Origin of the sequence: Falsiroseomonas stagni DSM 19981 (assembly GCF_900114315.1) — a bacterium.
GTDB classification, from domain to species: Bacteria; Pseudomonadota; Alphaproteobacteria; order Acetobacterales; family Acetobacteraceae; genus Falsiroseomonas; species Falsiroseomonas stagni.
This window is the reverse complement of record NZ_FOSQ01000019.1, coordinates 23,365-44,728: the sequence shown is the minus strand read 5'-3', so window position 1 is coordinate 44,728 and position 21,364 is coordinate 23,365. Positions and strand designations below refer to the sequence as shown.

Annotated in this window: 19 protein-coding genes; 6 read left to right on the top strand and 13 right to left on the bottom strand. The window is 70.2% G+C overall.

Annotation, left to right across the window (positions count from 1 at the left end):
- The 4 genes from BM041_RS30845 to BM041_RS27435 all read left to right on the top strand — a co-directional run.
- Positions 1 to 365: hypothetical protein (locus BM041_RS30845; protein ID WP_217648862.1), on the top strand; the 365-nt coding region annotated here is incomplete at its 5' end.
- Between the two features lie 195 nt (positions 366 to 560).
- Positions 561 to 1,922, top strand: coding sequence for a phenylacetate--CoA ligase family protein (locus BM041_RS27445; RefSeq protein WP_217648861.1), 1,362 nt, complete (start codon positions 561 to 563; stop codon positions 1,920 to 1,922).
- 328 nt (positions 1,923 to 2,250) lie between these two features.
- The gene (locus BM041_RS27440) at positions 2,251 to 2,949 is read left to right on the top strand and encodes a response regulator (protein ID WP_175534199.1); all 699 of its coding nucleotides are present in this window, start codon (positions 2,251 to 2,253) and stop codon (positions 2,947 to 2,949) included.
- Between the two features lie 141 nt (positions 2,950 to 3,090).
- Complete coding sequence (locus BM041_RS27435; protein ID WP_139226205.1) at positions 3,091 to 5,208, top strand: sensor histidine kinase; 2,118 nt, start codon at positions 3,091 to 3,093, stop codon at positions 5,206 to 5,208.
- A gap of 249 nt (positions 5,209 to 5,457) precedes the next feature.
- Here the strand turns inward: BM041_RS27435 and BM041_RS27430 are convergent, their stop codons facing one another.
- The 4 genes from BM041_RS27430 to BM041_RS27415 all read right to left on the bottom strand — a co-directional run bounded on the left by BM041_RS27430 (position 5,458) and on the right by BM041_RS27415 (position 8,700).
- Complete coding sequence (locus tag BM041_RS27430; RefSeq protein WP_092963115.1) at positions 5,458 to 6,177, bottom strand: HAD-IA family hydrolase; 720 nt, start codon at positions 6,175 to 6,177, stop codon at positions 5,458 to 5,460.
- A gap of 123 nt (positions 6,178 to 6,300) precedes the next feature.
- A complete protein-coding gene (locus BM041_RS27425) occupies positions 6,301 to 6,792 on the bottom strand; it encodes an Lrp/AsnC family transcriptional regulator (RefSeq protein WP_092963114.1) in 492 nt (163 codons plus the stop codon).
- A 127-nt stretch (positions 6,793 to 6,919) separates the two neighbouring features.
- On the bottom strand, positions 6,920 to 7,846 hold the full coding sequence (locus BM041_RS27420) for a 2-hydroxyacid dehydrogenase (protein ID WP_092963113.1): 927 nt from the start codon (positions 7,844 to 7,846) through the stop codon (positions 6,920 to 6,922).
- Positions 7,846 to 8,700, bottom strand: a complete 855-nt coding sequence (locus BM041_RS27415; RefSeq protein ID WP_092963112.1) for a GNAT family N-acetyltransferase — start codon at positions 8,698 to 8,700, stop codon at positions 7,846 to 7,848. The genes BM041_RS27420 and BM041_RS27415 overlap by 1 nt, the downstream gene beginning before the upstream one ends.
- 226 nt (positions 8,701 to 8,926) lie before the next feature.
- Between BM041_RS27415 and BM041_RS27410 the strand changes: the two genes are divergently transcribed.
- Positions 8,927 to 9,595, top strand: coding sequence for a haloacid dehalogenase type II (locus BM041_RS27410; protein WP_092963111.1), 669 nt, complete (start codon positions 8,927 to 8,929; stop codon positions 9,593 to 9,595).
- A 7-nt stretch (positions 9,596 to 9,602) separates the two neighbouring features.
- Positions 9,603 to 10,880, top strand: coding sequence for an NAD(P)/FAD-dependent oxidoreductase (locus BM041_RS27405; RefSeq protein WP_092963110.1), 1,278 nt, complete (start codon positions 9,603 to 9,605; stop codon positions 10,878 to 10,880).
- On the opposite strand, the gene BM041_RS27400 is transcribed toward BM041_RS27405, so the two are convergent.
- The 9 genes from BM041_RS27400 to BM041_RS27360 all read right to left on the bottom strand — a co-directional run bounded on the left by BM041_RS27400 (position 10,861) and on the right by BM041_RS27360 (position 21,279).
- On the bottom strand, positions 10,861 to 12,669 hold the full coding sequence (locus BM041_RS27400; protein ID WP_092963109.1) for an ABC transporter ATP-binding protein: 1,809 nt from the start codon (positions 12,667 to 12,669) through the stop codon (positions 10,861 to 10,863). The genes BM041_RS27405 and BM041_RS27400 overlap by 20 nt on opposite strands.
- Positions 12,666 to 13,481 (bottom strand): ABC transporter permease, encoded by an 816-nt coding sequence (locus BM041_RS27395; RefSeq protein WP_092963108.1) that lies wholly within the window; start codon positions 13,479 to 13,481, stop codon positions 12,666 to 12,668. The genes BM041_RS27400 and BM041_RS27395 overlap by 4 nt, the downstream gene beginning before the upstream one ends.
- On the bottom strand, positions 13,478 to 14,422 hold the full coding sequence (locus BM041_RS27390) for an ABC transporter permease (protein ID WP_092963107.1): 945 nt from the start codon (positions 14,420 to 14,422) through the stop codon (positions 13,478 to 13,480). The genes BM041_RS27395 and BM041_RS27390 overlap by 4 nt, the downstream gene beginning before the upstream one ends.
- 18 nt (positions 14,423 to 14,440) lie before the next feature.
- A complete protein-coding gene (locus tag BM041_RS27385; protein WP_092963106.1) occupies positions 14,441 to 16,054 on the bottom strand; it encodes an ABC transporter substrate-binding protein in 1,614 nt (537 codons plus the stop codon).
- Between the two features lie 41 nt (positions 16,055 to 16,095).
- Positions 16,096 to 17,397, bottom strand: a complete 1,302-nt coding sequence (gene gabT, locus BM041_RS27380) for a 4-aminobutyrate--2-oxoglutarate transaminase (RefSeq protein WP_092963105.1) — start codon at positions 17,395 to 17,397, stop codon at positions 16,096 to 16,098.
- A 129-nt stretch (positions 17,398 to 17,526) separates the two neighbouring features.
- A complete protein-coding gene (locus BM041_RS27375; protein WP_092963104.1) occupies positions 17,527 to 18,498 on the bottom strand; it encodes a Bug family tripartite tricarboxylate transporter substrate binding protein in 972 nt (323 codons plus the stop codon).
- Positions 18,495 to 19,625: an NAD(P)/FAD-dependent oxidoreductase gene (locus tag BM041_RS27370; protein ID WP_092963103.1), complete on the bottom strand. Its 1,131-nt coding sequence runs from the start codon at positions 19,623 to 19,625 to the stop codon at positions 18,495 to 18,497. Before BM041_RS27370 ends, BM041_RS27375 begins: the two co-directional genes overlap by 4 nt.
- Positions 19,622 to 20,995, bottom strand: a complete 1,374-nt coding sequence (locus BM041_RS27365; RefSeq protein WP_092963102.1) for an NAD(P)/FAD-dependent oxidoreductase — start codon at positions 20,993 to 20,995, stop codon at positions 19,622 to 19,624. Before BM041_RS27365 ends, BM041_RS27370 begins: the two co-directional genes overlap by 4 nt.
- Positions 20,986 to 21,279, bottom strand: a complete 294-nt coding sequence (locus tag BM041_RS27360; protein WP_092963101.1) for a (2Fe-2S)-binding protein — start codon at positions 21,277 to 21,279, stop codon at positions 20,986 to 20,988. Before BM041_RS27360 ends, BM041_RS27365 begins: the two co-directional genes overlap by 10 nt.
- Positions 21,280 to 21,364: the final 85 nt, after the last annotated feature.

Below are 21,364 nucleotides of genomic sequence, written 5' to 3'. Positions count from 1 at the left end.
AGGCCAGCGTCAACTTCAACAGCCTGGCTTCCACCGGGCTGCTGGTTGGCAATGCGAACCAGACCTCCAACGGCTTCCTGTCGGCGAACGGGAACTCGGCGACCGCGAACGCGGCGGGCTGTGGCTCGCTCTGCAACGGCACGGGCAACGCCACGCTTCTCGGCACGCAGCAGGTGGTGGGCCAGACGCTCAACACCATGGCGCTCGCCGGTGGCGCGACGGGCCTGCTGAACCAGGTCGCGGCCGGCGGCACCGACCTGCTGTCGCGGAACACGGTCCGCACGCAGTCCGCCACTGGCTATGCCATCAACACCGGCGTGCAGGTTGCGACCAACGGCGTGAACGTCATCAGCGCCGCCCGCTGATCAGCCTGACCCGGGCCGTCCATTCTTCGGGGTGGCGGCCCGGCTTTTGTGATGTTCCACCCCTGTCGTGTCGCCTTCGGCGGCGGGGCGCGGGTGGAGGAGGGGCCCCGGTTCGCGCCGGGGCTCATCTGTTTGTGGCGGCTCGCCGGGCCTGGCAGCCGCACCTCATCGGAGGCTTCGATGCAGCCAGGCAGCATGGTCGGGTTTCCTCGGTTTCTTCCACCGGACCAGTTGCTGGTGCGCGACCTGTTGGGGCAGCTCCGTGCCTTCGAAGCGGCGCCCCCGGCCATCCAGCGTGCGACGCAGGCCGTCCAGCTCGGCAGCCTGGTGAGCCACGCCGCGGCCTGGTCCCCCTTCTGGCGGGCGCGCATCGCCGCGGCCGGCATTGATCCCCGCGCGCCCTTCGGCATGGAGATGCTGACCCGCCTGCCGGTCCTGTCGCGCGCCGATGTTCAGGCGAATGCGGCGGGGATGCGCGCCCATGTGCCTGGCACGGGGCCCGGCGATGTCGAGCCAACGAGCACATCGGGATCGACCGGACTGGCCGTGCGGGTGGAGAGGTTCCGGCCGCTCTACAAGCCGCTCTACGAAGCGGCCTCCATGCTCGACCACCAGTGGCACCAGCGCGACTCGCGGCGGATGCTCGGCATCTATGTCCGCACGGTGCGCGATGCGGATGGAACGCGCTGGGGGCCACCCATCAGCTGGTTCGAGGCTGCGGGCCCCGCCTTCCTGCGATCCACGGCCACCACCAGTGCCGAGGCGTTCCTCGACATCATGCGGGAGCGGCAGCCCGCCTATGTCGCCACCTACCCCTCCGCGTTGCGGGCCCTGGCCGCGGTGGCGCTGGAACGCGGCGCCACGATGCCGCCGGTCAGCCAGTTCATCACCTCCACCGAACCGGTGACGGCGGCGACGCGGGCGCTGGCCCGCCGCGTCTTCGGCGCGCGCGTCACGGACCGCTATTCCTGCGAGGAATGCGGGTGGCTCGCCCATCAATGCCCGGTCCACGACCATTACCACGTCCTGTCCGCCAACGTGGTGCTGGAGGTCGTGGATGATGACAGCCAGCCCTGCCCGCCGGGCCAGATCGGGCGAGTGCTGGTGACGGCGCTGCACAGCTACGCGATGCCGCTGATCCGCTACGAACTGGGCGACCTCGCCGTTCTGGGGGATGGCTGTGACTGCGGCATCACGCTGCCCGTGCTGGCGGGGATCGAGGGGCGGGAGCGAGAGTTCTTCGTGCTGCCCGACGGCACGCGGCGAAGTGCCGCCTTCAACCTGGCGCTGGCGGAGCCCGGCATGGATATCCTGGAGCAGCAGATGCGCCAGTACAGCTGCGGCACGATCGAGGTGCTGCTTCGGGCCGGCAGGCCCATCGATGATGCCGGTCGTGCCCGGATCGCGCGCTTTGTCGGCGGCCTGCTCGACAATGCCTTCCCGGTTCGGGTGCGGCAGGAGGCATCCATCAGCTGGACGGGCCAACGCAAGCACCTGGCCCTCCACAGGGTGGAACGCCCCTATGCGGAGGAGGGGCGGGCGGCCGCGTTTCTCTGACGCCGGAGGGGAAGGTCGCCCCGCCCGGGGCGCGCTGTGCCACCGCGGTAGTTCGTATCGTTTCGGTGACCATGTTGCCGGCACAGCCGATTGGTGCCGGCCAGGTGGGACCCGCTGATGCGGGTGGCTCCACCTGTTAACTTTCTGGTATGTCCTGGCTGCTACGCGTGACGCCGTTACCACCGACGACGTCGTGCCTTCGCGTGCGGATTTGGGGCGGCGCAGGCCGCCCCCAGACATTATGGAATGGTGCCATGGGCCGCGGACTGTGAGCGATCCGGCGAATCTACCGATCAGGTTCGACGTTACGAAGACCCGGATCCTCCTTGTGGATGACGATGGCACCTTCGCCGAACAGCTATCGGCCTATCTCGTCCAGCACGGCTTCGACACGCTTTGGCTTGCCGATGTCGCGGAGTTTGGGGAGGTGCTCGGCAGCTACGCGCCGGACATCGTCATCCTCGATCAGCGCCTCGGGGCCGTGACGGGGACCGACCTGCTGAAATACATGCGCGAGCGCAGCGACGTTCCCTGCATCATCCTGACCGGGTATTCCGATCCCCTCGACCGCATCGTCAATCTGGAGGTCGGTGCGGATGACGAGGTGCATAAATCCGTCGCACCGAGGGAAATCCTTGCCCGCATCCGCAGCGTGCTGCGCCGTGTCCGCGCACAGCCGGTCGCGCCACGCGCACTGCCGGTCACGGCCGCAGAAGGGGGGTGGCGGCTGGACAAGGCACGCCGCAGCCTGTGCAGGGGTGATGGCCAGCTCTGCCCGCTGACGACAGCGGAATACGAGACGCTCGTGCTGCTGCATGACCACATGGGCAGCCCCGTCCACCGGGATACGATCAGCCAGCACGTCTTCCGCCGCCCGTGGCGGGAGGGTGACCGCGCCGTCGATACCGTGATCAAGAAGCTTCGCCGCAAGATGGAACCGAAGCCCGAGGAGCCTGAGTCGATCAAGACCGTCCGGCAGCTCGGCTACGTGTTTGTCGCCTTTCCGCTCAGCGAGGCCGGTCGCTGACGCCTCGCGTCATGGCGCGCGTCTTCCCGTCGGCGCGGACACGTATCCCCACCGAACGCCACAAAAAACCACGTAGTCGCGACACTGGCATGGCTTCTAGGAGAGCGCGGGGCTCGGCCCCAGGGGGCGGTTCTGGCGTTGTTGCGTTCACCTAGGCTGATCGGCGGGGTTCTGGCGGCGGTGCTGATCGCGGCGTGCTGGGCTGTCGCGCTGCGCGTGGCGGATGTGGCGGAACGGGACGGCGTGGCGGCGGGCCTGGCGCGGGCCGAGGAATCGTCCGCGATTGCCCAGGCGGTCGCGACGAATCTCGAACACCAGATCGACGCCTTGCACGCATTGGCGGAGCGGTGGCTCGCGAACCCTGATGCCAGCCGCGCGCCGATCCGGGCGGAGCTCGAGCATGGCATCATCCGCCAGATGCGGCGTGCCGATTCCGCTGTGGAACGCTATGCCATCTGCGACCCTGCCGGTCTCGTCCTGTGGGAGTTCGGGATCGGTGCCGGATCGGACGGGTGCGTCCGACCCGTGCATGCGGCAGTGCCCCCGTCCTTGAGGAGTTCCCCGGTCCCGCCGCGGCTGTCGATGCTTCCGTCCGCCGGCGCCGATGACCAGGCCGCCATCCAGGCCACCCAAGCCCTCATCGCGGAGGCGGGGGGAACGGGCGGGATAGCCGTCGCGGTGCTGCGACTGCCGGCCTTGTCGGCGCAGATCGCCGCGGCCGGACGCCTCGATGGCGGTGTGCTGGCGCTTGCGCTGGATACGGGACAGCTCATCGCGTGGTCGGAGCCACGCAGCCTGCCCGCCGGGCAGCCGGTGGCCGGGCCGGTGCTGCATGCGGGTTTGCCGCCTGGGCACCGGGGACAGGCGCGCATGGTCAGTCCGATCACGGGCCGCGACGAGTTGATGGCATGGCGCCGCGTGATGTCGCTCAACCTGTTCGCCATCGGCACGGTGGATGCGGAGCGGCAGCTAGCGGCCGCGGCGAGTATCCGCGGCACGGCCTATGGGTCCGCCAGCCTCGCATCCCTGCTCATCGTGCTGGCGTTGCTGGTCTGGTCGAGCTTGCGGGACGCCGGCGAGGCGCGCCAGGCGGCGCTGGCGCGTGACGCATTGCGCGGTGAGCTGGAACGGCTGATCGGCGGCATCCCCGCGGTGTTCATCCTCCGGCAGGTGCAGCCGGGCGGGGAATCCAGGCTCCTGTACCGCGGCGGCGACGTGGAGGCCGTGACGGGATGGCCACCCGCAACCTTCCAAGGCCATGACAGCCTGGCGGCCTGGTGTGAGTTGGACGTCGCTTCGCATGATGCCTTCTATGCCCGGGTGGTGGCAGAGGGTTCCGCCTCCCTCAGGTTCCGGTTCCGGCAGCCCGATGGCGGCTTTCGCCATATGCGGCTGCACTGCCGGTCCCTGGCGCCGAATGAAGCCGGCTTCGTCGAGCTTGCCGGCTACCTGCTGGACGTGACATCGCAGGTGCAGGCGGAGGCACGTGCGCTGCATTCTGCCCGGCTGGCATCGCTGGGCGCGGTATCGGCCGGCCTGGCGCATGAGTTGAAGCAGCCACTGACGGCGATCTCGCTGGCGGCGGAGGTCGCGCAGGTTGAGGCCGAGCAGATCGGCGCCAGCGCCATCATCTGCCGGCTGGCGCAGATCGTCGAGGAAGTGGACCGCACGGTCCACCTCATCGAGAGTCTCCGGCGTTTTGCGCGTGGCAGCCAGGCGGGATATCCGATCGGCAGCTGCGCGATCGATGCCGTCGTTGACAGCGCGGTGTCGCTGATGGCGCGCCATCTGCGCGCCCTTACCGTCGATATCGAAGTCGATCCGGGACCACCGGGGCAGGCCGTGCTCGGCGATCCCGAAGCCATCAAGCAGATCCTGATCAACTTCCTGACGAATGCGGGCGACGCCGTGGCGGCACTACCGCGCGGCACGGCCCGGCGCGTCAGGATTGCCGTGCGGCCGGATGCCGGCAGTGGAAGGGTGGCCGTCGCGGTTGCCGACAATGGAGGGGGCATCGCGCCCGACATCCTGCCGCGGCTGTTCGAGCCCTTCGTCACCACGAAGCCCGCCGATGTCGGGACAGGCCTCGGCCTTTCGATCTCCCTTGGCCTGGCACGCGCGATGATGGCGGAGATCCATGCAGCGAATGTGGCGCAAGGGGCGGAGTTCACGCTGCTGCTGGCGGCCGCGCCAGGGCCCGGCAGCCAGCATGATGCACCGCCGACGACACGCCGTTTCCCGATGCGATCGGGAGCCTGATCGGCATCGGCGCTCGATCGCCCATGGTCCTGCCATCCGGCCTGCCGCTGATGGACCCCCATGATGCTGGTGAGGCCCAGATGGTCCATGCGGCGGGGGCCGGCGCCGTGGAAGAACGGCCGGCGGATCGCGGCGCGGCTGCGAAGCAGCCTCGGGATATGGTGCACGATGCTTCTGGTGGGGGGCTTCCGGCCTGCGGTGTTCGTGACGGCCGACGGCGGCGGGCGGACCGCCTCAGGCCGGGCGGGGTCATGCCTGCATGAGCAGGGCCCCGGACTCCGCGATGTCGGCCAGTTCCGCTAGCGTCGCCACGTGGTAGTGCGGCACGGTCTGCTGCGCGGCGGTGATGGTGCCGCCTGATCCTGCGATGCCCTTGCGCCGCTCCACCCAGCAGACGGTGTAGCCCATCGCCTTGGCCACGCCGATATCGTGGTACTGGCTTTGCGCCACGTGCAGGATCTGGTCCTTCGTGATGCCGTCGCGGCTGATGCGGCCGCGGGCGAAGGCGAAGTAGTGCGGGTCCGGCTTCTCGCACAGCGCGTCGTCGCAGGACACCGTGTCGTGGAACGGGTTGCCGAGGCGCGCGGCCATCAGGTCCAGCGCCCAGCGCGCGGCATTCGTCATCGCGACCAGTCGGTAGCGCCGGCCGAGGCGCTGCAGCGCCGCCACGCTGTCGGGGAAGGGGGGCCAGTCCTTCACCGATTGCGCGAAACCCCTGCCGATGGCGGGATCGCCCGGCAGGCCGAGTGCGGGCGCGATCTGCTGGTAGACGCGTTCCAGGTCGTCCGGGAAGCGCCCGACATCCGGCGCGCCGCGGCTTGCGCGATAGGCATCGAGGATGGCGCCATCCGTCAGCCTCTCGGCGGCCGGGCCGCAGGCATCGCGGAGGTAGCGCAGCAGCCCGGTCTCGAAATCGATGATGGTACCGACCACGTCGAAGGTGAGCGCCTTCGGTTCACGCGATGCCATGGGGCTTCCCCTGTCCCTGCCTGCCGCCGATCCTGCCGCGACGGACCGCGCGGACGTGACGGAAAGCGGGGCCTCGGCGGTGCTTCGTGCCGGAAGCGGCGGGCTGTGCGGCAGCTTCCGCCGTCACTCCTCGAAGAATTTCTCCAGGGGATAGTGGCGCTTCACGAAGACCGACTTGATGACGACGTAGGAAAAGTACTTCTCGATGCCGATGTTGCGCGTCAGCAGGCTCTCGATGATCTCCTGGTAGTGCTGGATGCCGCGCGTGAGGAACTTCAGCATGTAGTCGTAGCCGCCGGAGACGAGGTGGCATTCCAGGATCTCGTCCACGCCGCGTATCGCATTCTCGAAGCGGGAGAAATCCTGCATGCGGTGGTCGGCCAGCGTCACCTCGGTGAAGATCGAGGTGGTCTCCCCCAGCTTGCGCAGCTGGATGTCGGCGCCGTAGCCGGTGATGTATCCCGTCTTCTCCAGCCGCTTCACGCGCACGAGGCAGGGGCTGGCGGAAAGCCCGACGGCGTCCGCCAGTTCGACATTCGTGACCCGCGCGTTCTTCTGAAGATGGACGAGAATCCGCAGGTCGATGCGATCGAGCTTCGGGAGCCCGTTATCCATGCGATGTGAAGCCTCATTCGTTACCGTCACGGTAGATTCCACCGTGGCGGTCTGACAAGCGGGAAGCGCGGTCAGTAGCCCCGCGCGCGGCAAGCGCGCCTAGGAGCCCCGCGCGCGGCAAGCGCGCCTAGTAGCCCCGCGCGCGATCCACCAGGCCGAGCATCGGCTCCCCCCGGGCATGCCGGTCGATATTGTCCAGCACTGCCTCCACCGCGGTTTCCGGCTGCGTCATGCTGGCGACATGCGGCGTCAGCCAGATCCGCGGATGGGACCAGAAGGGGTGTCCGGGCGGCAGGGGCTCGGGCTCCGCCACGTCCAGGATCGCGGCGGAGAGCTGTCCGGATTCCAGCGCCGCCAGCAGATCCTGCTGCACCAGATGCCCGCCCCGTCCCGTATTCACCAGGCAGGCGCCGCGCGGCAGCTGCGCGAAAAGCTCGCGGTCCAGGATTCCCCGCGTTTCCGCCGTCAGCGGCAGCAGGCAGACCAGGATGTCGCAGCCGGCGAGGAAGCGCGGCAGCGCCGCCACACCGGCATGGGTCTCCACACCAGGGACATCGCGCGCCGAGCGGCTCCAGGCGGAAAGCCGGAAGCCGAAGGGGGCGAGGGCCGCCAGCACCGCGCGCGACAATTCGCCAAGGCCCAGGATGCCGACGCGCCGGCGGGAGGCCGGGTGGACGCGGATGGGCTGCCACCGCTCCGTCCTCTGCTGACCCAGATAGGCCGGCATGTCCCGGTGCAGTGCCAGGATGGCCATGGTGACGTATTCCACCATGCCGCCGATGATCCCGGGCTCCACCATCCGTACCAGGGGCAGGTGCGGCGGCAGCGCGGAGAGATCGAACTGGTCCACCCCCGCGCCGACGGAGAACAGCACCTCCAGCTTCGGGAAGCGCGTCGCCAGATCATCCGGTGGCAGCCAGGCCGCGAGGTAGCGGACCGCCTCGGGATCGCCCGTCTCCGGCCACACATGGAAGGCCAGGCCGGGGCGCTTCCGGGCCAGGATGCGCGCCCATTCAGCGCCGCGGACGGGGTCCGCCTTGTAGACCAGCGCCATCAGCCCAGCGCCTGGCTGGCCAGGGCGAAGGATCGCACCGCGGCGGGGGTGGCCGGCGTGCCGCGGACCATGCGCGTCACCACATCCACCTCCGGCAGGCCGGCCGCCTGCAGCCAGGGGGAGAGGCCGCTCTCATCCGTCACGTCGATGCGCAGGAATTCCCCCTGCCGCTGGCCCAGCCAATGCGCCACCAGCAGCCGCGCCGCTTCCTCATCCGGCGCCACCACGGGGCCGATGACCTTGCCGCGGCCGAAGCGCCGCAGCATGGCGTAGCCGCAGGCCAGGCCGCCGCGGTCCAGCACGATCGCCTCCGCATCCCCCAGCAGGGCGGCCAGCATCGGCCCGCGCGCCATGCCGCAGGCGGCGGTGTCCAGTGCCGCCAGCACGCCGAGATCCGCGCGCCCGGCGGGGCGCAGGCGTTCGCCCGGGCGCGGCGCCTGGAAGCCCAGGCTGAAGGCCGCGCCCTGGTGCTGGCGGATGGTGGCGGTCGCGGCGAAGCCCAGGCTGCGGTACAGCGGCTCGCCCTCCGGCGTCGCGTGCAACTGGATGGCGCGCGGGCCAAGCTGCGCGATGCACGCCTCCATCAGCCGCCGCCCCAGCCCCCGCCCCTGATGCGCCGGCGCCACGATCACCATGCCGAGCGTCCCCCAATCCGGGCCGAAAGACCAGATGATGGCGGTGCCGACCAGCCTGCGCGCGGCCTCCAGCGCGATGCCGTCGCCGATGCCGAGTGCGAAGTGCCAGTCCTCCACCCGATGTGGCCAGCGCACGGCGGCGGAGAGCGCCTGCGCGGCTTCCAGATCCGCCGGCAGCAGCGCCCGCATGATCGGCTGTGCATCGGCCTGCGCCTTCATCCTGACCCTCCGTCCAGGGTCCCAGCCTGGACCGGGCCGCGAAGCATGGGCTTCCGAAGTTCGGGCGCTTTGAGGCATTTTCCACTTCGCCATCGCCCCCACGCAGCGGCTGCCGTGCCCCCGATGCGAAACAGCAGGATCTGCGCCGCGCCGCCCCGCGCAACACCTTCCCTGCGCCGTGACGGCGCCTAGCATGACGGGCCACTCGATGCGGGAGCGCAGGCCCATGACGAATCTCCGGCCGAAATACGTCACCTTCGACTGCTACGGCACGCTCACCTGGTTCCAGGTGGGAGAGGTGACGCGAACGCTGATGGCGGACCGCGTGCCGGAAGCCCTGATGCCGGAGTTCCTGCGCGACTTCACCTGGTACCGCTTCGACCAGGTGCTGGGCGCCTGGGCGCCCTATGTCGATGTCCTCAAGGCCTCGCTCGAGCGCACCTGCCGCAAGTACGGCATCCAGTTCCGGGAGGAGGATGGCCAGGCGCTGTATGAGGCGGTGCCCACATGGGGCCCGCATGCCGATGTGCCGGAGCCGCTGAAGCGCGTGGCGGCGAAGGTGCCGCTGGTGATCCTGTCCAACGCTTCCGACGACCAGATCATGTCCAACGTCGCGCTGCTACAGGCGCCCTTCCACAAGGTCTTCACCGCGCAGCAGGCGCAGGCCTACAAGCCGCGCATGCAGGCCTTCGAATACATGTTCGACATGCTGGGCTGCGGCCCGCAGGATGTGCTGCACGTCTCCGCCAGCTACCGCTACGACATCATCCCGGCCTACGGCCTCGGCGTTGCGAACACGCTGTTCGTCAACCGCGGGTATGAGCCGGAGATTCCCTATTACGGCGCCCATCAGGCGACGACGATCGAGGGCCTGGCCCGGCTGATCGGCGTGTGAGGCTGCGATGAAGCTCGCCTCCTACTGGCTCGATACCGCGAAGCCCTTCGCCGGCGCGCATGCCGGGCCGGTGGAGGGGCGCGCCGACATTGTCGTGGTGGGCGCCGGCTTCACGGGGCTTTCGGCCGCGCTGGCGCTGGCGCGGCGCGGCGCTTCCGTCGTCGTGCTGGAAGCGGGCAAGGTTGCCGCCGGTGCCTCCGGCCGCAATGGCGGGCATGTCAACAACGGTACGGCGCATGACTATGCGGGCCTTGCGGCCAGCCTGGGCGCGGAGCACGCCCGCGCGCTCTATCACGCCTTCGATGCGGCGGTGGACACGGTGGAGCGGATCGTGCGGGAGGAGCAGATCCAGTGCGACTTCCGCCGCGGCGGCAAGATCAAGCTGGCCGCCAAGCCCGCGCATTACGACAAGCTCGCCCGCAGCTTCGAAATCCTGAACCGCGATTGCGATCCGGACACCGAACTGGTGCCGCGCGAGCGCATCCGGGAGGAGATCGGGTCGGATGCCTTCTTCGGCGGGCTGCTCTATCGCAAGAGCGCCATGATGCATATGGGCCGCTTCGGCGCGGGGCTGGCGGACGCGGCATCCCGCGCCGGCGCGCGCATTGTCGAGGACGCGCCCGTCACCGCGCTGACGCGCCTGCAAGGCCATGCGCATCGCGTGGTGACGCCGAAGGGTACGATCGAGGCCGCGCAGGTGCTGGTCGCGACGGGGCCGAGCCGCGAGGGGCCCTTCGCCTGGTTCCGCCGCCGCCTGGTGCCCGTCGGCAGCTTCATCGTGGTGACGGAGCCGCTTTCGCCCGCGCAGCTCGACAGCATCATGCCGACGCGACGGACGGCGACGACGAGCAAGTACATCGGCAACTACTTCCGGATCAGCCCCGATGACCGGCTGATCTGGGGCGGCCGTGCGCGCTTTGCCATGTCCAACCCGACCGAAGATGCGAAGAGCGGCGACGTGCTGCGCGCGCAACTCGACGCCACCTTCCCGCAATTGCGCGGCGTGCGGCTGGATTATTGCTGGGGCGGGCTGGTGGATATGACGGAGGATCGCCTGCCGCGCGCCGGCGAGCATGAGGGCCTGTTCTACGCCATGGGCCTGTCCGGCCATGGCGCACAGATGTCGGTCCATCTCGGCCAGCGGATGGCGCGGGTGATGGCGGGCGAGGCCGGCGCCAATCCGCTCGCGAAGCTGGACTGGAAGGCGATCCGCTTCAACTACGGCACGCCCTGGTTCCTGCCGCTCGTCGGCGCCTATTACGGGATCAAGGACCGGCTGGAATAGACGCCTGCATCAGCGCCGCCTCGTCGCGGTGGCAGAGGATCTCGGCCGCTTTGGCCAGGGTGCGGCGCGGCGGTGGCGTGACGTCGCAGAGGCCGGGCATGGCCAGGCCGCAGCGCGCGAAGAAGGCGCAGGCCGGCCTGGCGCCGGCGGCCGCTTCCGGCCCCCGCACGCTGCCGCGCCGTTCCAGCCAGCCCTGGCGTAGTTCGGGCACGGAGGAGATCAGCAGGTTGGTATAGGGGTGCCACGGCGCCTCCTGGATCGCGCGGCGGCTGCCAGCCTCCACCCTCTCACCGGCATAGAGCACCATCACCTCGTCGCAGACGCTGCGAACCGTGTGCAGATCGTGGCTGATGAACATGGTGGACAGGCCGAGCTCGCGCCGCAGCCCATCCATCAGGTCCAGGATTGCGGCACCGACGACGGTATCGAGCGCCGACGTCACCTCGTCGCAGAGGATCAGGTCGGGCTCCGCTGCTAACGCGCGGGCCAGGTTCACGCGCTGCTTCTGGCCGCCGGACAGGGCACCGGGCTGGCGATCGGCCACGGAAGCGGGCAGTTGCACCAGGTCCAGCAGCCGCTTCACGCGCGCGTCGCGTGCGGCGCCCTTCACACCGTGGAAGAACTCGATCGGCCGTCCGAGGATGGAGGCGACGGAAGCGCGCGGGTTCAGCGCGGTATCCGCGCTCTGGAACACCAGCTGGATGCGGCGCAGCTGGGCCGGCGTGCGGCGCGCCAGCGCCGGCGGCAGTGCCGCGCCATCCAGCATCACCTCGCCACGCGCGGCGGGCAGCAGCCCCGCGATCACGCGCGCCAGCGTGGACTTGCCGCTGCCGCTCTCCCCGATCACGCCCAGGGAGGAGCCGCGACGGATGGTGAAGTCGATGTCGCGCAGAACCGGCAGGGTCGGGTTGCCCTGCGCATCGATGCGGCCATAGCCCGCGGTCAGGCCGCGTACCTCCAGCAGCGGTGGCGCTTCGGGCGCGGCGGCGGCACCGCGCGGGGTGGGCGCGGCCGCGGCCAGCAGGCTTTGCGTGTAGGGATGCTTCGGTGCAGCCAGGATCTCACCCGTCGGCCCGATCTCCTGCATCTCCCCGTTGCGGAGCACCAGGATGCGGTCTGCCATCTGCGCGACGACGGCGAGGTCATGGGACACGTAGACGGCGCTGACGCCGCTGCCCTTCACCACCTGCTTGAAGGCGCGCAACACCTCGATCTGCGTCGTGACGTCGAGCGCGGTGGTGGGCTCATCCAGCACCACCAGTTCCGGCTCCGCGATCAGCGCCATGGCGGCCATCAGCCGCTGCAACTGCCCGCCTGAGACCTGGTGCGGGTAGCGCGCGCCGATGCGGGTGGGATCGGGCAGGGCGAGCGCGCGGAACAGCGCGATGGCGCGCTTCTCGGCCTCCGCCGCGCTGCCGATGCCGTGCAGCATCGCCATCTCCGTCACCTGCGCCATGATGGTGAGGGAGGGGTTGAAGGAGGCGGCGGCGGATTGCGCGACGTAGGAGACGCGGCGGCCGCGGAAGTCGCGCAGCGCCGACTTCGACAGGCCGAGCACATCCGTCTCGCCGAGCCGGATGCTGCCGCCGGCGATGCGGCAGCCGGGCTTGGCGTAGCCCAGCAGCGCCAGCGCGATGGTCGTCTTGCCCGATCCGCTCTCCCCGATCAGGGCCAGGACCTCGCCCTTCGCCAGGGTGAAGGAGGCGTCGCGGACGATCGGGACCTCCTGCCCCGCGGCGTTGCGCGCACGGACCTCGAGGTTGCGCACCTCCAGCAGGGGGGCGCTCAATGCCCGTCCCCCTCTCGCCGTCCGCCGCCGAGCACGTCGATGGCCAGGTTCACGCCGATGGTGAGGGAGGCGATGGCGAAGGCGGGCATCAGCACCGCGGGCGCGGCTTCATGCAGCCCGGCCATGTTCTCCCGCACCAGCGACCCCCAATCGGCATTCGGCGGCTGCACGCCGAGGCCGAGGAAGCTCATCCCCGCCAGCAGCAGCACGATATACACGAAGCGCAGCCCGAAATCGGCCAGCACGGGGCCGATGATGTTGGGCAGGATCTCCGCGCGCACGAGGTAGAGCGTGCCCTCGCCACGCGCCCGCGCGACCGTCACGAAATCCTGCGCGTTGACGCTGACGGCCAGCGAGCGTGCGATGCGGTAGGCGCCGGGCGTGTAGATGATGCCGGCCATCAGGATCAGAACGGGCACGGAAGATCCGAAGGCCGCGACGACGACCAGGGCGAACATCTTGCTGGGGATGGAGATCAGCGTGTCCAGCGCCCGGCTGATCGCGCCATCCACCATCCCGCCCCAGACGGCCGCGCACATGCCGAGCATGAGGCCGCTGCCGCTGGCGATGAGCGCCGCGCCCAGCGCGACGCCGACCGTGTAGCGCGTGCCATGCAGCACGCGGCTCAGCATGTCGCGGCCGAGATAGTCGGTGCCGAGCGGGTAGTCGGCGCTGACGGGCAGGAAGACCTCCATGTCCACGATCCTCCCGGCGGCATGCGGCGCCACGGCGGCGCCGAAGACCGCCATGGCGACCCAGAAGGCCAGGATCAGCAGGCCCAGCAGGCCCGCGGGGGAAAGGCGGCGGATCATGGGTGGCGCAGCCGCGGATTGGACAGGATGGCGATGATGTCGGCCGTGGTCACCAGCACCAGGTAGGCGGCGCAGAACAGCATGGCACAGGCCTGCACCACCGGCAGGTCCCGCTGCGCCACGCCATCCACCATCAGCTTGGCGACGCCCGGATAGTTGAAGATCGTCTCCACGATGATGACGCCCCCCAACAGGTAGGACAGGCTGAGCGCGACGGCATTGGCGATGGGGCCGATCGCGTTGGGCAGGGCGTGGTGCAGCACCACGCGCAGCGGGCCGACGCCCTTCAGCACCGCCATCTCCACATAGGGTGCGCGGAGCTGGTCGATGATGGCGGCACGCGTCATGCGCACCATCTGCGCGACGATGACGCAGCAAAGCGCGAAGACCGGCAGCGCGAAGACGCGGAAGAACTGCGCGACGGAGGTGATGTCCGCCGTCGTGGACAGCGCCGACAGCCAACGGAGCTGCACCGCGAAGACGATCACGGCGGCAGTCGCCACCAGGAATTCCGGCACGGAGACGACGGAGAGCGTCAGCATCGATACCGTGCGGTCATAGGCGCTGCCGCGATACATCGCCGCGGTGATGCCGATGGTCAGGGCGATGGGCACGGAGACCGCTGCCGTCGCCGCCGCCAGCATCAGCGAATTGGGCAGGCGCGATCCGATGAGCTGCGCGACCGGCATGTTGCTGGCCAGCGACCGGCCGAAATCCCCGGTGGCCAGGCCCTTCAGCCAGGCGAGGTAGCGGAGATGCGCGGGCAGATCGAGGCCGAGGCTGGCGCGCAGCCCGGCCACCGTCTCCCGCGTCGCGTACTGCCCTAGCAGTTCCTCGGCCGCGTCCCCCGGCAGCAGGCTCGTAATGGCGAAGATCGCCAGCGAGACCAGCAGCAGGGAGACGAGGCCGAGCGCGAGCCGGGCGGCGACCAGGCTCAGCATGCGCGCCGCCCCGCCATCTCAGCCCTCGAGCCAGACATGCTTGGCGAAGTCGAAGCCCATCAGGTTGCCGACCGGGATCGGCGACAGGCCCCGCAGCCGGCTGACATGGCCATCCAGCATGGACTGGAAGACGGGAATGCCGATGCCGGACTCGTTGTGGATCATCACCTGCATGTCGGCATACATCTGGCGCCGCTTCGCCTCATCCGTTTCCGCCCGTGCGGCGGAGAGAAGCTGGTCGAATTGCGGATTGCGCCAGGCGCTCTCGTTCCAGGCGGCGTCGGACTTGAAGAAGAGCGTGAGCAGGATGTCGGCGGAAGGCCGCGGGTTGATGGCGCCGAAGCCGATCGGATGCTTGAACCAGTGGTTGGACCAGTAGCCGTCGGATGGCACGCGCCGAACCTCGAGGTTCATGCCGATGCGCGCACCGGTCTGCTGCATGACCTGAGCCATGTCCACGGAGTTCGGCGCAGCCGGTGAACAGACCACCGGCAGGCTGGTCGAGCCGACGCCGGAACGCTGGAAGTGGAAGCGCGCGCGGTCGAGGTCGAAGGGGCGCTGCGGCAGGCCGGGGAAGAAGAAGCGATTGGTCGGGTCGATCGGCTGGTCGTTGCCGACCACGCCGTAGTTACGCAGGATCGCCGTCCGCATCTGCTCCCGGTCGAACATGAATTTCATGGCCAGCACGAAGTCCGTGTTGCTGGCCGGCGACATATCCAGCCGCATGACCAGGTTGGTGTAGTAGCCAGACTTCGTCTCGAAGACGCCATGGCCCTGTGCCTGGGTGATGCGGCGGACGGAGCGCGGATCGACGCCCGCGATCAGCTGCACGTCGCCGGACAGCAGCGCGTTCACGCGCGCCTGCTCATCCGGGATGCCGATGAACTCGACCTCGTCCAGGTGCCCCTTCCCGGCCTGCCAGTAGTTCGGGTTGCGCTGCGCGATGGACCGAACGCCGGGCTGGAATTCCCGGCAGGTGAAGGCACCGGTGCCGATGGCGGTGGAGAAATCCGTCGTGCCGGCCTTGATGATGTGGAAGTGGAACGTCGCCAGCACCACGGGCAGGTCCGCATTCGGGCTGTCCAGCGTGATCCGCACCTCGTCCGGGGCCGTCGCCACGATCTCCGTCATCGGCATGGCGAGCGAGCGCGCGCGGGACGCGGTGGCGGGATCCTTGTGCCGGTTGAGGGAGAAGACGACATCCTCCGCCGTCAGCGGCTTGCCGTCATGGAAGGTGACGCCGCGGCGCAGCTTGAAGGTCCAGACCTTCGCCCCTTCCTGCTGCCAGCTTTCCGCCAGCGCGGGCCGTGGCGTCAGGCTGCCGTCGAAGGTCGTGAGCCCGTCATAGAACATGTTGCAGCGGGCATAGTCGGTGGACAGCGACTGCTTCGCCGGGTCCAGCGTATCAGCGGTGGAGGTGGAGGTGCCGGAGACGCGGATGCGCCCGCCCCGCCGCGGTGTCTGCGCCACGGCTTCCTTCGCCGCGCCGAAGATGCCGCCCGCCGTTGCCGCCGCCATGCCTCCGGCGCCAAGCATGCCGAGCAGGTCGCGCCGCGTGGCGCCCCGGCGCACGGCATCCAGCACGCGGGCCTGGTCGGCTTGTCCCAGAAGTTCCAGTTCGTTGCTTGCCATCCCTGCCTCCTTGGCCGGCCTTCGCCGGCGTTGTTGTCGATCTAGGTCTGTGGCGGCGTCGTCCTTGCCAGCGCGCGGTCGAGCAGGCCGAGGCCTTCGTCGAGCTGCGCGTCGGTGGTCACCAGCGGCGCCAGGAAGCGGATCACGTTGCGGTTGACCCCGCACTTGATGACCAGCAGCCCTTCCTCCCTCGCCGCATCGATGATGGCCTGGGCCATGGCGGCATCCGGCTTGCGGGATGCGCGGTCGGCCACGATCTCGATCGCCTGCATGAAGCCGAGGCCGCGGACGTCGCCGATCACGGCGTAGCGCTGGGCCAGGGCCTCCAGCCCCGCCTTCAGGCGCTCGCCCAGCGCGACGGAACGTTGCAGCAGGCCGTCATGCTCGAAGGCATCCAGCACGCCGAGTGCCGCGGCGCAGGCTAGCGCGTTGCCGCCATAGGTGCCGCCGAGGCCGCCTGGCGCCGGCGCATCCATGATGGCGGCGCGCCCCACCACGCAGGAAAGCGGCAACCCACCCGCCAGGCTCTTCGCCACCGTCACCAGATCCGGCTTCAGGCCGGCCTGTTCATAGGCGAAGAGTGTCCCGGTCCGGCCGAAACCCGACTGGATCTCATCCATGATGACGAGGATGCCGTGGCGATGCGCGATTTCCTGCAGGCTGCACAGGAAGGAAGGCGAGGCGGCGAGGAAGCCGCCATCGCCCTGCACCGGCTCGATCAGGATCGCCGCCACGCGTTCGGGCGCCACGTCCGTGGCGAAGACCTCGTCCAGGGCTGCCAGCGCCGTCGCGTCATCGACGCCGCGATAGGGGTTGGGGAAGGGCGTGTGGAACACTTCGGGCGCGAAGGGGCCGAAATTCTGGCGATAGGGCGCGCTCATCCCCGTCAGCGTCGTGCCCAGCAGCGTGCGGCCATGGAAGCCGCCGCGGAAGGCGATGATGGCGGGGCGGTTGGTGTGGGCGCGGGCGATCTTCACCGCATTCTCCACCGCCTCGGCGCCGGAGGTGAAGAAGGCGGCCTTGTAGTCGTCGCCCCCGCCGACCAGCGCGCAGAGCCGCCGGGCGAGATCGACATAGGGCGCATAGGCCGCGACCTGGAAGGCGGCATGGGTGATGCGGCCCAATTGCGCCTGCACCGCAGCCACGACACGCGGATGGTTGTGCCCGAGGTTCAGCACCCCGATGCCGCCCACGAAATCGAGGTAGCGGCGGCCATCCACGTCCCAGACCTCGCTGCCCTCAGCGCGGTCCAGCACCAGCGGATGGGCCGTCAGAACGCCGCGCGGCACGTGGCGCGTGCGATCCTCGATCACGGCGGCGGTCCTCTCGCGCGTCTCGGACATCGGGTCTTTCGTCCTGCCTGATACGGGAAGCCTAGGGTCGGGACGGCGGCGCGATACGCTTCAATTCGAAGCCGGACAGTGGAAGTGGCATGTCGCGCCACCCCCCTGCCGCAGAAGATTCTGCGGTGTTCAGTCCGCCGTGGCGCCGGAGGCCCGCACCAGCGGCCCCCATAGCGCCGTCTCCTCACGGACGTAGGCGGCGAAGCGATCGGGGCCGTAGCCCGGCATGGTGGGCGTGCCGAGTTCCGCCAGCCGCCCGGCGACCACCGGATCGGCGAGTGCATGCTGCACGGCGGCCGACATCCTCTCCTGCACCGGGCGCGGCGTGGCGGCGGGGCCGAACAGGCCGAACCAGGAATAGGCGGGGTAGTGCGGCACGCCGGCTTCCCGCAGAGTCGGCACATCCGGCATGACCGGGGAGCGTTCGTCGGAAGTGACGAAGAGGCAGCGGACCGTGCCCGCCTGGTGGTGCGGCAGCAGCAGGCCGGTGATGTCGTGCATGAAGTGGATCTGGCCCGCGACCAGCGCGGTGATCGTCTCCGCCCCGCTGCGATAGGGCACATGCACCGCCCGCGCGCCGATGCGCGTGACGAAATTGGCGCTGGCCAGGTGGCCGGTGGCGCCGATGCCGTTGCTGCCATACTGGTAGCGGTCGGGCGCGGCGCGCAGCGCCTCGATGAGCGCGGCGGGGGTGCGCGGCTCGAAATCCTTCGTCGTCACCGCCAGCACCAGGGGCACGAAGACCGTGGCCGCGATCGGCGCCAGGTCGCGGATCGGGTCATAGGGCAGGCGACGGTACAGCGCGGCCGCGATGCCGATGGAGGACAGGGTCGCATGCACGAAAAGCGACCCGTCCGCCGGCCCCTTCGCCACCACATCCGTGCCGATGGTGCTGCCCGCCCCGGGCCGGTTCTCGATCACCAGGGGCTGGCCCAGATATTCCGTCATCCGCGGCACCAGCATCCGCAGCGTGACGTCGGTGCCGCTGCCGGGGCCGAAGGGGACGATGATGCGGATGGGCGCGCCGGTCTGCGCCAAGGCGGGGCTGGCCAGCGCCAGGCTGGCCAGGAGGGTGCGGCGGCGGATCGGGGGCATCGTCATCCGGGTGGTCCTTGCGCGAAGCGGCTGATGTGGAAGGGCTCGATGGGGATGCCGGCGTGGCCGGTCGCGATCAGCTCCGCCATGGTGGCGCCGACGCCGGGGCCCAGCTGGAAGCCATGGCCGCAGAAGCCGAAGGCGTAGAACAGGCCGGTGACCTTGCCGCTCGGCCCCATCACCGGGATGTCGTCCGCCATATAGCCCTCCACGCCGCTCCAGGTGCGGATGATGGACAGTGCGCGGATCGGCGGCAGCAGCCTGGCGAGGTGCGGCAGCTGCGCCAGCGTGTTCAGCGGATCCAGCCTTGCGCGCCTGGTGTCCAGCGACGCCTCGCTGCGCGCCCCGCCGCCGAAGACGATGTTCCCGCGCTTCACCTGGCGGAGGTAGACGCCTTCCTCCTTCACCGTGGTTGCGATGCCCATGACCGGGGCGATGCGGTAGGGCATCGGCTCCGTCACCCCCATCTGCGGTGCAGCCGGGGTGATCGGCACGGGTTCCCCGAAGGCCGCCGCGATCCGCCCGCCCCAGGCGCCGGCGGAGATTTGCAGCAGCGGCGCGCGGAAGGCGCCGATCGCGGTCTCCACCACGAAATCCTCGGCGGACTTCACGATGCCCAGCACCGCCGCGCCTTCATGCAACACCGCCCCGGCGCGCCGTGCCGCGCGGGCGAAGGCGGGGGCGGCGAGCCGCGGATTGGCGTGGCCATCCAGCGGCGAATGCGATGCCATCCGTGCGGACGGGGACAGGTACGGAAACCGGTCGCGCAGCGCATTCCCGGTGATGAGGTCTAGGTCCAGCCCCCATTCCCGCGCCGCCGCCGCATGCGCCACCAGCCTTGCCTCATCCTCCTCCCGGAAGGCGATGCGGAGATGGCCGGAGGGGAGGAATTCCGAATCCTCACCGATGATGCCGGGCAGGTCGCCCCAGATGGCGCGCGACCGGTTGGCCAGCGGCAGTTGCGGCAGGAAGCGGCCCTGCCGGCGGACATTGCCGAAATTCGTGCCGCTGGCATGGCTTCCGACCAGGTCCCGTTCCAGCAGGATCACGGACAGGCCGCGCTGCCGCAGGAAGAAGGCGCTGGCCGTGCCCATCAGCCCGCCGCCTACGATGATGACGTCGGCCTGGGTCATGGCGCGGCCTCCGTCGCCAGGGGCAGCGGCTTCACGGGGGCGGCGCCGCGCAGACGGCCGGCCTGCGCCATCGGAATGCCGCGGGCGGCGGCCAGCACCTCCGCGGCCGCCGGGCCGCACATCCGGCCCTGGCAGCGGCCCATGCCGGTGCGGCTGAAGGCCTTGGCGCGGTTCACCTCCGCCGCGCCGTATTCGCCGCCAGCCTGGCGCAGCGCGCCCGCGGTGATGGCCTCGCACCGGCAGACCAGGGTTTCGTCGGGGAGGTCGGCGGCGAGATGCGCGGGATAGGGAAAGGCGCGCTCCAGGCCGCGGCGGAAGCGCGTCATCCCCGCCAGGCGCCGGCGCAGCGTGGCCATCTCGAGCTCATCCACTGCGCGGCCGGAATCGCGCAGCGCGGCGCAGGCGGCGAGCCGCCCGGCCAGTTCCGCGGCATCGGCGCCGCGGATCTGCGCGCCATCCCCCGCGAGGTACACGCACGGCACGCTGGACCGACCATCCCCATCCGTCACGGGCAACCAGAGCCGGGCGCCCCCATCGAAGGCGAAGGCGCAGCCGGCGAGGTCCGCCAACTGCGTCTCCGGCCGCAGCCCGTAGCCCATGCCGATGCCGTCGCAGGCGGCACGGTGTTCCACTCCCGCCGCGTCCCGCCAGCGCAGCGCCGCGACGCGGTCCTCGCCCTCCACCTCCAGCGGCGTGATGTTGGTGGCGATGCGGACGCCTGCCCGGCGCAGCGCCGCGGTATAGGCCAGCCCGCGCGCCAGCAGCCCGGGGCGGGCGGCCAGCCAGGGCGCCGCCAGCACGCGCTTCGCGAAGGCGCTGGTATCCAGCACCCCCCGCACCGCCACGCCCGCCTTCAGGTATTGCCAGGCCACGAGGTAGAGGAGGGGGCCGGTGCCGAGGAACACCGGTTCCCTTCCGATCACGCAGCCCTGCGCCTTCAGCGCGATCTGTGCGCCGCCGAGGCTCGTCACCCCGGGTAGGGTCCAGCCCGGCAGGGGCATGATGCGGTCGGTGGCGCCGGTTGCCAGGATGAGGTGCCGGAACGGCAGGGCTTCGTGCTGGCCGGCGCGGTTGACCAGCAGCGTGCCGTCCCGGATCGCCCAGACCAGCGTCCCCGGCCGCCAATCCACCCGGGGGTGCAACGCCTGCGCGGCTTCGTGCAGCGCGCGGGCCTTGGCGGAATCCGCGCCGTACAGCGCCTCCGGCGGCCGGCGGAAGCCCTCGGGCTGGCGGCGGTAGATCTGGCCGCCATCGCGGGCGGATTCCTCCACCACGGTCGGGCGGATGCCGGCGGCTACCAGCCGCTCCGCCGCGCGGATCCCGGCGGGGCCGGCGCCCACGACGATCACGCCGTCCCCCGTCACGGCCATGGCGCGGCACCGGTCAGGATGCGCATCCCCGGCTCGGCCGGGGTGGAGCAGGCGCGCAGCCTGGCGCCTGCTTCCGTCCAGACCCAGCAATCCTGGCAGGCGCCCATCAGGCAGAAGCCCGCGCGAGTGCCATCGCCGAACTCGCTGTCCCGCAGCCGGGCGCCGGCCACCAGCAGCGCGGTAAGCAGCGTGTCGCCCGCCAGCGCCGTGATCTCCCGCCCATCGACGGAAAGGCGGATCGGGGGGCGGTCGGCCTCCGCCACGCGGTGCAGCAATCCTGTCATGCCGCAACGCTCGGCGCGGCCGCGCCCCGCTGTCCAATCGGCAATCGCGCCTGTTGCATAAGGCCGCCCTATGGGTGGACCATCG

Excerpts from the sequence above, each read along its gene's own strand:
- BM041_RS27385 (WP_092963106.1), bottom strand. The coding sequence starts at position 16,054 with ATGGCAAGCAACGAACTGGAACTTCTGGGACAAGCCGACCAGGCCCGC.
- BM041_RS27370 (WP_092963103.1), bottom strand. The coding sequence starts at position 19,625 with ATGACCCAGGCCGACGTCATCATCGTAGGCGGCGGGCTGATGGGCACG.
- BM041_RS27395 (WP_092963108.1), bottom strand. The coding sequence starts at position 13,481 with ATGATCCGCCGCCTTTCCCCCGCGGGCCTGCTGGGCCTGCTGATCCTG.
- BM041_RS27365 (WP_092963102.1), bottom strand. The coding sequence starts at position 20,995 with ATGGCCGTGACGGGGGACGGCGTGATCGTCGTGGGCGCCGGCCCCGCC.
- BM041_RS27425 (WP_092963114.1), bottom strand. The coding sequence starts at position 6,792 with ATGGATAACGGGCTCCCGAAGCTCGATCGCATCGACCTGCGGATTCTC.
- BM041_RS27410 (WP_092963111.1), top strand. The coding sequence starts at position 8,927 with ATGACGAATCTCCGGCCGAAATACGTCACCTTCGACTGCTACGGCACG.
- BM041_RS27430 (WP_092963115.1), bottom strand. The coding sequence starts at position 6,177 with ATGGCATCGCGTGAACCGAAGGCGCTCACCTTCGACGTGGTCGGTACC.
- BM041_RS27420 (WP_092963113.1), bottom strand. The coding sequence starts at position 7,846 with ATGGCGCTGGTCTACAAGGCGGACCCCGTCCGCGGCGCTGAATGGGCG.
- BM041_RS27445 (WP_217648861.1), top strand. The coding sequence starts at position 561 with ATGGTCGGGTTTCCTCGGTTTCTTCCACCGGACCAGTTGCTGGTGCGC.
- gabT (WP_092963105.1), bottom strand. The coding sequence starts at position 17,397 with ATGTCCGAGACGCGCGAGAGGACCGCCGCCGTGATCGAGGATCGCACG.
- BM041_RS27405 (WP_092963110.1), top strand. The coding sequence starts at position 9,603 with ATGAAGCTCGCCTCCTACTGGCTCGATACCGCGAAGCCCTTCGCCGGC.
- BM041_RS27375 (WP_092963104.1), bottom strand. The coding sequence starts at position 18,498 with ATGACGATGCCCCCGATCCGCCGCCGCACCCTCCTGGCCAGCCTGGCG.
- BM041_RS27360 (WP_092963101.1), bottom strand. The coding sequence starts at position 21,279 with ATGACAGGATTGCTGCACCGCGTGGCGGAGGCCGACCGCCCCCCGATC.
- BM041_RS27415 (WP_092963112.1), bottom strand. The coding sequence starts at position 8,700 with ATGAAGGCGCAGGCCGATGCACAGCCGATCATGCGGGCGCTGCTGCCG.
- BM041_RS27390 (WP_092963107.1), bottom strand. The coding sequence starts at position 14,422 with ATGCTGAGCCTGGTCGCCGCCCGGCTCGCGCTCGGCCTCGTCTCCCTG.